The 9,836-nt window shown below is 59.3% G+C and carries 9 protein-coding genes; 4 read left to right on the top strand and 5 right to left on the bottom strand.

The features are described from left to right. Positions 1-180: hypothetical protein (locus NDN16_RS12420; RefSeq protein WP_251113896.1), on the bottom strand; the 180-nt coding region annotated here is incomplete at its 3' end. A gap of 8 nt (positions 181-188) precedes the next feature. Here NDN16_RS12420 and NDN16_RS12415 point away from each other — a divergent pair. After that, positions 189-1,148: a LysR substrate-binding domain-containing protein gene (locus NDN16_RS12415; protein WP_251113895.1), complete on the top strand. Its 960-nt coding sequence runs from the start codon at positions 189-191 to the stop codon at positions 1,146-1,148. Here NDN16_RS12415 and NDN16_RS12410 read toward each other — a convergent pair. Next, positions 1,058-1,603, bottom strand: a complete 546-nt coding sequence (locus NDN16_RS12410) for a TetR/AcrR family transcriptional regulator (RefSeq protein WP_251113894.1) — start codon at positions 1,601-1,603, stop codon at positions 1,058-1,060. The genes NDN16_RS12415 and NDN16_RS12410 overlap by 91 nt on opposite strands. A 91-nt stretch (positions 1,604-1,694) precedes the next feature. Between NDN16_RS12410 and NDN16_RS12405 the strand changes: the two genes are divergently transcribed. Then, a complete protein-coding gene (locus tag NDN16_RS12405; protein WP_251113893.1) occupies positions 1,695-3,194 on the top strand; it encodes an MFS transporter in 1,500 nt (499 codons plus the stop codon). Here NDN16_RS12405 and NDN16_RS12400 read toward each other — a convergent pair. Further along, positions 3,164-3,346 carry a hypothetical protein gene (locus NDN16_RS12400; RefSeq protein WP_251113892.1) on the bottom strand — a complete coding sequence of 61 codons (183 nt, stop codon included), beginning with the start codon at positions 3,344-3,346 and terminating at the stop codon, positions 3,164-3,166. The genes NDN16_RS12405 and NDN16_RS12400 overlap by 31 nt on opposite strands. 138 nt (positions 3,347-3,484) lie before the next feature. After that, on the bottom strand, positions 3,485-4,186 hold the full coding sequence (locus NDN16_RS12395) for an SDR family oxidoreductase (RefSeq protein ID WP_251113891.1): 702 nt from the start codon (positions 4,184-4,186) through the stop codon (positions 3,485-3,487). A gap of 187 nt (positions 4,187-4,373) precedes the next feature. On the opposite strand from NDN16_RS12395, the gene NDN16_RS12390 reads away from it, so the two are divergent. Next, complete coding sequence (locus NDN16_RS12390; protein WP_251113890.1) at positions 4,374-6,170, top strand: ABC transporter ATP-binding protein; 1,797 nt, start codon at positions 4,374-4,376, stop codon at positions 6,168-6,170. 15 nt (positions 6,171-6,185) lie between these two features. After that, on the top strand, positions 6,186-7,127 hold the full coding sequence (locus NDN16_RS21110) for a phospholipase D-like domain-containing protein (RefSeq protein WP_251113889.1): 942 nt from the start codon (positions 6,186-6,188) through the stop codon (positions 7,125-7,127). A 240-nt stretch (positions 7,128-7,367) separates the two neighbouring features. On the opposite strand, the gene NDN16_RS12380 is transcribed toward NDN16_RS21110, so the two are convergent. Next, a complete protein-coding gene (locus NDN16_RS12380; protein WP_251113888.1) occupies positions 7,368-9,701 on the bottom strand; it encodes a YecA family protein in 2,334 nt (777 codons plus the stop codon). Between the last annotated feature and the right edge of the window lie 135 nt (positions 9,702-9,836).

Below are 9,836 nucleotides of genomic sequence, written 5' to 3'. Positions count from 1 at the left end.
ACCAAAACACACAACAATCACAATAACCCCGCTCCAACGCGGGGGTTTTGGCGTTCGATATGCGCGCAGGACGAAATCAAGGATACTGGCAGCTATTCCGAACTGGAATGGCGCGGCATCTGCTGGCATATAGCGGATAACGCCCAGCGCCGACCGAGGTCTTGTCGATGTTGTTTCCAAGAAGCCTGATGCCATCCTTCCAGGAGATGCGCGCTTTCGAGGTTACCGCGCGCCATGGAAGCTTCACCACAGCGGGCCGGGAGCTCAGCCTGACACAGAGCGCGGTCAGCAAGCAGGTCCGGCAGCTCGAGGATACGCTCGGGGTACAGCTCTTCATCCGCCTTCCGGGCGGCGTTGCGCTGACGCCGCATGGCGAGCGCTTTCTTTTGTCGGCACGCCGCATCCTGGACGATTGCGAGAAGGCGACACACGCGATCGTGTCGTCTGTCGGCAGTCAGCGAACCCTGCGGATCGCCGTACTCCCCACCTTTGCCTCCCGATGGCTCATTCCAAGACTGCCGGCCTTCATCAGGCGCCATGAAGGCGTGACGGTCGAGCTGACGACCGAGCCCAAGCCGTTCGACATGGCCGAGCGGTCGGTGGACGTGGCCATTCATTACGGTGCGCCGGCCTGGCCGAACGGCAGTGTCAGCTTTCTATGTCGCGAGCAGATCGTGGCTGTGGGAAGCCCTGCATATCTGAAAGACAATGGCGTGAAAGAGGTCGGAGATCTCCAGCAGGTCACGCTTCTGCAGCAGGCTACGCGCCCGCACATCTGGCAGCAATGGTTCGAGGCCGTCGGCGCGGAACATCCGCACCCTTACCGCGGACCGATGTTCGACCAGTTCGCCATGACGAGCCAGGCGGCGGTTGCCGGTATGGGTATCGCGCTGGTTCCGTCCTTCCTGATCGAACGGGAGCTGGTCAGGGGCGAACTTCAGGCCTTGCCTAACCCTCCATGGAGCGGGCCGGGCGCATATTACCTCGTGACACCGCTCGCGGCAGCGGGCGACGCGCTCGTCGCCGACTTCGTCGACTGGATGCAGGGGCAGGTCAGCTACCGCCCTTCGGACAAGGTGGATATGTCGTTTAGAATGTCCGACCATTCCGCATCATCCAACGCGACGAGATCGAAGGCTCGAAGGTAGAAAACTCCTTCGGAGGCCAGAAAGGCCAGGCGTGCCCGCCGGGCTTCCTCATGTCCGACATCGAGCCCTGACAGACGGCGGGTGTACCAGTTTCGCGTTTCGGCGATCTGAGATGGCGTCTGGAGCAGCGCCGCCATCATCGCGGAAGATCGCGAGTTCTCCGCCGCGTCGGTCCTGCGGTTTGCCTCGACATGGCCGCGCAAGGTGGCCACGGCGTCGGCATCGGGCCCGGCAATCGTACGCACGGCCGCGTCGAACCCGTCGCACCACCGCTGCAACATGGCGTTGATGAGGCTGTCCTTCGAGCCGAAGCAATACTGAACACCGCCCTTGGTGATTCCGGCCTCTCGCGCAACCGCTTCGATCGTCAGGCCGGATGCACCGGTGCGTTTGACGACGGCCTCGGCAGCGTCGAGCACCTTGTCTCTATCGATCGTTCTGGGTCTGCCGGCCATGTCGCCCCTTTATTTCCATACGAACGTATTTATATTGCGGCTCACCCGATCGCAATCCATGGCGGAGCGGCGGAGTGATGAGGATTCCGAAATGGCTTCCGGCAACCGTTGGCTGGTTCTTGCGATCGTATCCAGCGCCCTGTTCCTGATCGTCGTGGACATGACGGTACTTTACACGGCGCTGCCGCGGCTGACACATGACCTGGCCGCCAGCGCGTCGCAGAAACTATGGATCGTCAACGCTTATCCGCTCGTCGTTGCGGGCCTATTGCCGGGGCTGGGCACGCTCGGCGACCGTCTGGGTCATCGGCGGATGTTTCTGTCTGGCCTCGTGGTCTTCGGCATCGCGTCCTTGTTCGCGGCTTATTCGCCGACGCCCGAAGCATTGATCGGAGCGCGGGTGCTTCTGGCCGTCGGCGCGGCCATGATGATGCCGGCGACGCTGTCGATCATCCGCCTGACTTTCACCGACGATGACGAACGCTCCCTGGCAATCGGCATCTGGGCTGCCGTCGCATCCGGTGGCGCGGCCTTCGGCCCCGTCATCGGCGGCGTCATGCTGGAATATTTCTGGTGGGGCTCGGTCTTCCTCATCAATGTGCCGATCGTCGCGGGGGCATTCGTGCTTGGCGGCCTGATCGTACCGGCGAGGCGTGGCGACGCGGCCCGTAGATGGGATATCATAGCGTCTGCGCAGATCATGGTCGGTTTGATCGCCCTTGCGTTTGCCGTCAAGGAGTTGGGCCGGCGCGAGGCGAGCTGGGAAACGGTCGTGGCCGGCACCGTCGTCGGCATCATTGCCATGGCGCTCTTCGTTCGGAGGCAGCGGCGCACACCCACGCCCCTGATCGATTTTTCGCTCTTCCGAACACCACGGTTCACTGCCGGCGTCGCGACCGCGATGGTTACCGCCGCCGCGCTCGTCGGCATCGAACTCATCCTCAGCCAGCGCCTTCAACTCGTTCTCGGCTATTCCCCCCTGCAGGCCGGATTGCTTATCCTGCCGATCCCCGCGGCGGCCTTCGTCGCAGGTCCTCTTGCCGGGCTTGCCCTGCCGAAATTGGGTGCCGATCGCACCTTGTGGTTATCCCTCGGCACCGCCGGCCTCGGCCTGGCAGTCTATATGCTGAGCCTGGGCGGCGCGGCGGCGGTCTGGCTCGGCGCACTGGCTGTCCTGGGGTTCGGGATAGGTGCGGCAATGACCGCGGCGTCCAGCACCATCATGATGAGTGCGCCGGAAAGCCGGGCCGGCATGGCAGCATCGGTAGAGGAAGTTTCCTACGAGCTCGGCGGCGCGATCGGGATTGCCATGATCGGCAGCCTGATGTCCCTTGTTTACACAGCCAGCCTGATGTTGCCGCAAGGCCTGACGGGCGATCGCACGGCGCTGGACAGTCTCGACGAAGCGCTGATTGCCGCCGAGCGCCTGCCGGCGGGCGAGGCCGAAATTCTGGTCGCGCTTGCCAGGTCGGCATTCGATAACGCCTATCTGGCCGTTGCGGGCTTGGTTACTTTCCTGCTTCTGGCAACCGCCCTGGGGGTCTGGCTCCTGACCCGCAGTCAGGCCGCGTCGCGGACAACCACGACATAGGGGATCGTTCCGGGCGTTCCCACCAATTTCACCTTGCCGCGTTCATGCAACCGGGCAAGAAGGCGAAGATCCTCTTCTCCGAAGGTGTCAAGACTGACCGCGCCGCGCTCCAGCCCGGAACCGCTGATAAGTCTTTCTTCGAGGGTGATCATTCTGCCTGTACCTCCACTCCCGGCCAAAACAGGCCAGGTTGAACGCCATTTGTGCGGCGCAACGTGACTAAGCTGGGGCAGGCGAGACATATGACCAGCGACCGATCGTCACGTGTTAACTATAATCCTGCCATAGCATTACCAGGAGACAGACTTTCCGTCGCGGTCCAGGTAACGCAGGCCCGGCTGGCCCCTTTGCCCGACAAGGATATCCACGATTGCCGGAACGGCCTCCTCAACGCCAACGGGGGCGTCGTCACCACCGAGGTCCGTTCTGATCCAGCCGGGCGCCATCAGCAGGAAGGCGCGTGCGCTATCGGCCCGGCGTGCCGCATAGCTTCGCATGAACTGGTTCAGCGCCGCTTTCGACCCGCGATAGAGATCGAGCCCGCTGCCGTTATTGTTGGCGATGCTGCCTTGTCCCGACGACATGACGCCGATCGTGCCATCATCGGCTACCAGATCCTCCAGGGCTTCGATGACGCGCATCGGGCTCAACGCGTTCGTCTTCATGACACGCACGAACTCCTCCGTCGATGTTCGTGCGATGGACTGCTGCCCCGCATTCGCGACCCCGGCATTGACGAAAAGGATGTCGAATATCCGACCGGAAAGGCGCTCCCGAAAGGCCTCGATCTCGTCCTGATGGTCGATGTCGAGCGTTTCGATGGATAGTCGCCCGATCCATTGTTCGGCCAGTTCATGAAGGCGCGTCGGCTTGCCGCGGCGAACCGTTGCGACGACTTGCCATCCTCGATCGAGCAATTCGGCGGCCATGGCGAGCCCAAGCCCGCGCGAGGCGCCTGCAAGAAGGATGGTGCCGGCTTGTGTGTCAGACATGATGGGCTCCGGGTTCGATCTTCTGCGCTGCAATCTCGCGCTTATCGCCGGAGGATCAACATGGGAATATGGCGGAAGGGGTGGCCGCCGGTTTCAGCAATCTTGTTATCTCTACTAAAGTTTTGCAGTATCGCCTGCCCGCAATCCTCGCCTCGAAAAATTTGACCCGCCAGGGAGTATCCGGTCCATGATCCGTCTTTTGCGGGAGATGCTCTTTCCCTATAGATGGCGATTGCTGATCGTGCTCTTGGCAATGCTTGTCGAGATCGCGATGAGCCTGGCCGCTCCATGGCCATTGAAAATCGTGATTGATGATGCGCTCGGTCACCATGCGTTGCCCTATTGGTTAAACTGGGCGCATGACCTCGGAATCCCGAGAGATCCAATGGGCGTCGCGTTGTTTGCTGGACTGGCAACGCTTGTCATCGCCATACTCGGCGCGGTCGCAACTTACATTGATAGCTATTACACAACAAGCATTGGGCAGTGGGTTGCGAATGACTTGCGCATTCGCATCTATGAGCATTTAAACAGACTTTCATTAAGATACTACGATAACGCCAAGACGGGTGCGCTCATTTCAACCATTACGACAGATGTCGATACCGTTCAGGATTTCGCGTCATCGTCTGTCCTGGATATGCTAGTCGACATATTGACGATCATATTCATGGTCGGCATCATGTTCTGGCTCGATTGGGACTTTACATTGATTGCCATCGGCCTCACGCCCTTTCTCCTGATCTTCCTGGCGCGATTTCGGAAGGCGGTAAAGAGCATCACCCGAATCGTCCGCATGCGGCAAGCCGAAGTCCTGTCCGTCGTACAGGAAGGCCTCGGGTCGGTTCGTGCCATCACGGCGTTTGGCAGGCAGGATATGGAGCTTGCGCATCTGCAGGCAGCAAGCCAGGCGACCGTCGAGGCGGCGTTGCGCGCGCGCAAGGTGAAGTCGTTGATGTCTCCGTTGGTGGGTCTTGTCGTGGCGCTGTGTACCGCGATCGTCTTGTGGCGGGGGACGGCGCTGATCGTGGCGGGAGCAATGACGGCGGGCGCATTGACGGTGTACCTCGCTTATCTCGCGAAGTTCTTCAAGCCCGTTCAGGATCTGGCCAGTATGACGGCGACGATCGCTCAGACAACCGTTGCGATCGAGCGCATACAATCGATCCTTGCCGCAGACGACGTGATCGAAGAGCGCGCTGACGCCCGAGAGCCTGGAAGCCTGAGTGGCGCGATCGAACTTCGTGACGTGACGTTCGGCTATACCAGTGAAGAGCTGGTGTTGCGCGGCGTCACTTTCTCGATCCAGCCTGGGCAGGTCGTGGGAATTGTCGGTCCTACCGGATCAGGCAAATCAACCGTTCTAAGCCTGATTCCTCGCTTTTATGACGCCCAAAGCGGGAAAATCTTGATCGACGGCACCGATGTTGCTGACCTCAAGCTGACCAGCCTGCGGTCACAGATCGGCTTTGTTCTGCAGGAGACAGTTCTGTTTCGAGGCACGATCCGGGAGAATATCGCTTACGGACGGCCTGATGCGACTCCCGACGAAGTCGTTGAAGCCGCCAGGGTCGCTAACGCCCATGAGTTCATCGAGCGTATGCCTCACGGATACGACTCTCTTGTAGGCGAACGTGGAGACACGTTGTCGGGTGGCCAGCGTCAACGTATCGGTATCGCACGGGCCGTAATTCGAAACAGCCCTATCATGATCCTGGACGAACCGACCGCGGCGCTCGATACGGAGTCCGAACGTCTCGTGATGGAGGGTCTTGCTCGACTGATGGAAGGCCGTACGGTTATCATGATCGCGCATCGCCTGAGCACTGTCAGCAATGCGGACAAGATCGTGGTCCTGAAGGATGGGGTCGTTGCGGAGCAGGGTTCTGGCGCGGAGCTGCTGGCTCGCGGAGGCCTCTACGCTGAACTGCATCGGGTACAGAATATCGCAGCAAGCGAGCGACGCATGTCGCAAACCAGTTGAGGGTGGAGAGGCACCGTGCCCCGCAAACTTATCGTTCTTCCAGACGACACTGCCGAAGCGATCATCAAGCCCATCAGGGAGGCGTCAAAGAGCATTGATATCCGCATGTTTCTCTTTACCAGCCGGCAACTGCTGGACGCGGTCATCGCTGCGCAGTCTCGAGGCGTGTTGGTTCGAGTGATGTTGAACCCGGCCAGACGAAACGGTGTTTGCGAGAACGAGGAGGCGCGCCAGGCACTGCAGGCTGGCGGAGTGCAAGTCCGCGACAGCAGCCCGGATTTTGCGCTTACGCACCAGAAATCGATGGTCATCGATGGAGAGGTGGGCTTTGTAAAATCCCTCAACTGGGAAGACCGAAACCTGACCGAAACTCGCGACTACGTCGTGTCTACCAAAGACCGTGTGGAACTTTCGGAGATGGCACAGTGCTTCAATTGCGACTGGGCGCGTGAGCCATTCGAGCCGGCAGCGAATTCTACCCTTGTCTGGTGTCCGAACAATGGGCGCGCGCGATTGGCTGCCTTTATCGATGGCGCAAAGCACTCGTTAAGCGTACAGAACGAGCGCTACCAGGACATGGTGATTATCGAGCGGATCGTACGAGCGGTGAAGCGTGGCGTTCATGTTCGCATCATGACGAAGTCGCTTCACAAACTTAAGCCCGACCAGTTGATCGAAGCCGTTGGAGGCCTGCGTATTCTGCAGGATGTCGGCGCGAAGGTTCGACAGCTTCGACATCTTAAACTGCACGGTAAGGTTCTTGTCGCAGACGATTGCCGGGCGATTATCGGCTCGATCAATCTATCGCCCGGAAGCTTCGATAGTCGCAGGGAGCTTGCCATCGAGACGGATGGCAAGCATGTGATGGATAGGTTGCTGAACGTGTTCGATCATGATTGGCATCACGCGCACGATCTGGTCTTGTTCGACGAGGGATTATTATCGAGTATCAAGTAGGGCTTTGTTCCGGCGCTATTCAATCGGACTTCCAGCGTGTGTATCTGGGCATCTGAGGCGCGGTTATGCCACCGGGCGAAAATCGACGAAAACATCAACGATTTCCATGAATCTGGCGGGCCGAAGCCGATGAAACAGAGAACTACATCTGCGCTATAGCCGTCCATGGCCCTCCAAAATAGTCAGGTTGCTAGAAGGTCGCCGTACCCGAAAAATTATCGATTTCTGTTCGGCTCGATCCTAACGGCCATGACACTTCTTGTACTTTGTGCCACTGCCACACGGACACGGATCATTCCGTCCAGGCTTTTTGGTCTTCACAGGAGGGGCGAGCCTCCTCGGCGGGCTGAGGTTTACCGCCCGCGTGGGTTGAGCCATTCGCGCGGCATCTTCGTAGATGTGGGCGTTTTCTTCGTTTCGCTCTGTCGGTACGTGGACCGCGAAAGACTGCGCCCGATGGTAGGTTCCGTCGGCATTAACCTCTGCCACGACGCCGATGACGTTAGAAGCCTTGACGGCCAACGCAGCTGCGCTGGCCTTGTCATTCACCCTGGTCCAGTCAATTTGGTGGTCGTGTTGTTGAAGCCAAACGAAAAGCGGCTCGCCGTCCCCCGCTAGCGTAAAGTACCGAGCGGGATGTTGGTTCAGAGTTTGGCGAAGGTCGGACAGCATCTTGGCGAGATTATTTCGGCCCTCGTCTCCCAGGTCACGGATATGGCTTTCCGCCGAAAGCCACCCGCGTGCTCGGGTAGCGTCAAGCGCTCCAAGCAGCTTCAGTACCTCCTCCGGGAAGTCCTGCGTCGGAAACGGTCTGCTTTCCCAGTCCTCACCCTCAAAGCTTCTGTCGACGATGTCGCTCATGCCGTCCCAGATAACCATGTTCACCTTGCCGCCCTTCAGCTGCTCGGCAATGTCCTGATCGAAACGGTTCTCCTTCAGGTACGCGCCCAAATGGTCGAACTCGTCGAAGAGATGAACTCGGCGTATCCCCGCCACGGCCTGCCGCACCTCCATGTAGTGGACGAACTCGCCAGGTGAGGGCAGAAGACGCTTGAGCACAAATAGCTCGTCGATGGACAACGAAACGAAGGAATGCCTTCCAAGTAACGGCGCAACCTCCGGCAGCTCCTTGCAGTATGTGGAGAAGGGCGAGAACGACTCGACCGTCAGCCCGATCGGCACCATCACGCGGTAGTCGGAGCGGCGGACACGGCCGCACTCTTCGTATTTGCCGTCCGCCAGGTGGTAGAGAGGCACTTCATGCGCCGAACTCAGATAACTGAAGAAGCGCTCACATTGTTTGTAGGCTTTGAGTACCAAGTCCTGAACGGACTGAGCGTGGCGGTCGAAATCAAGTGCTGGCGATGCGATGGTCGCAGCCGCGCCTGCCTTGGCTTCAACCAGGAACAGCAGGTCATCGACCAGGATAAGGGTGTCGTTTTCGGACCACTGCTTGCTGGTAGGGTCTTTGTAATAGACCTCTTGAAAAACCGTGGCTCGGGGAAGCTGGGCGGCCAGAATGTCGGCGAAGGCAGCTTCGCTCATCCTCTTCTGCCGATCCTCAAAAGCTTTCTTGTAGTCCGGTTTTCGCTGCAAGAGGTTGTAGAGAAGCGCACGATACCCAGCGTCGCGGGTGAAGCACGGGTCGATGGCGTAGTAGTCCGGCCCAAGCTGAATTAGAGGCTTCTTCCTGGCAGGCAGCGTCCGGTAGGGGGTCCCCGAAAAATCGCCCGCTGCGAAAAATTCGGTTTCTTCTCCGCGCCGGTACGCCAAGTCCGCCAACAGTGTCGGCGGCAGCGTAGTGTGTCGACTCACGTTGGCAATGCCGCCCCGAAACATGTCATCCATCGCCCGCCCGGCGGCTTTCGACTGTTCTGCATTGGCCGCAATCCATGCCTCAGTGACGTCTTCCAGAGGCTTGTCTTGTGCCGCAGCGAAGGCCTGTGCCGCCTCAAACTGCTTCATCATCTCCATGATAGCGTCGGCATGCCCAGAGCGGGTGGCGTCGGCCATGGCCTGGAAGCCTTCCGCGATATCGGCGGCACCGACACCGTAAACTTCTTTCAGGACATCATTGTGAGGTGCTAGGACGTAGCTGTAGAATTCACCTTCCAAGACTTGGTACCGGTTCCCGCGTCGCATGACCCAGGTCGATCTCGCGCGAAATTCAATGTCGGCCGTGTCGGGACCAAAGACGCCTTCTTTGGTATCGGCGGACGTGGCCATGGCGAAAAACATGGCCTGCTCTCGCAGTTTACGGCTAAGTTCAAACAGCTCGGCGCATCGACCTTCGTCGAATATCACTTCCGCAGGGGCGCCATCTGACGCGAGCACCGCATGTACGTACTCCAACAGGAACTGGTTTTCGTTGATCAGGTCATTCGAGCCATCCGCTTCGCGTTGCTCCTCGGCGGCGCTTTGGTCTGCCATCGCCTTCATCATGTGCTGCGCGTAGATGTAGCCGAGCAGATCATGTGGGGGCATCGCGACGATAAGCGCGCGCATCCGAGCAGCTATGTCCTCCATGTCTTTCAACAAGGAAGCAGCGATCTCCTTCTGCTTTTGCTCATCCATAATCGCATGTTCTCAATGTTTTCCGTAACGACCGCACTACACAATTTTCGTGAGGTGGGGAGCATTCAGCGTCGGGCTATAATGTAGTATCGACGTGTCGCTTGCCACTTGGCCGGCACGAATCGAAAGGGATGA

The sequence above is a fragment of the Aureimonas altamirensis genome (genome assembly GCF_023702225.1).
GTDB classification, from domain to species: Bacteria; Pseudomonadota; Alphaproteobacteria; order Rhizobiales; family Rhizobiaceae; genus Aureimonas; species Aureimonas altamirensis_B.
This window is presented reverse-complemented; position numbering and strand designations above follow the sequence as displayed.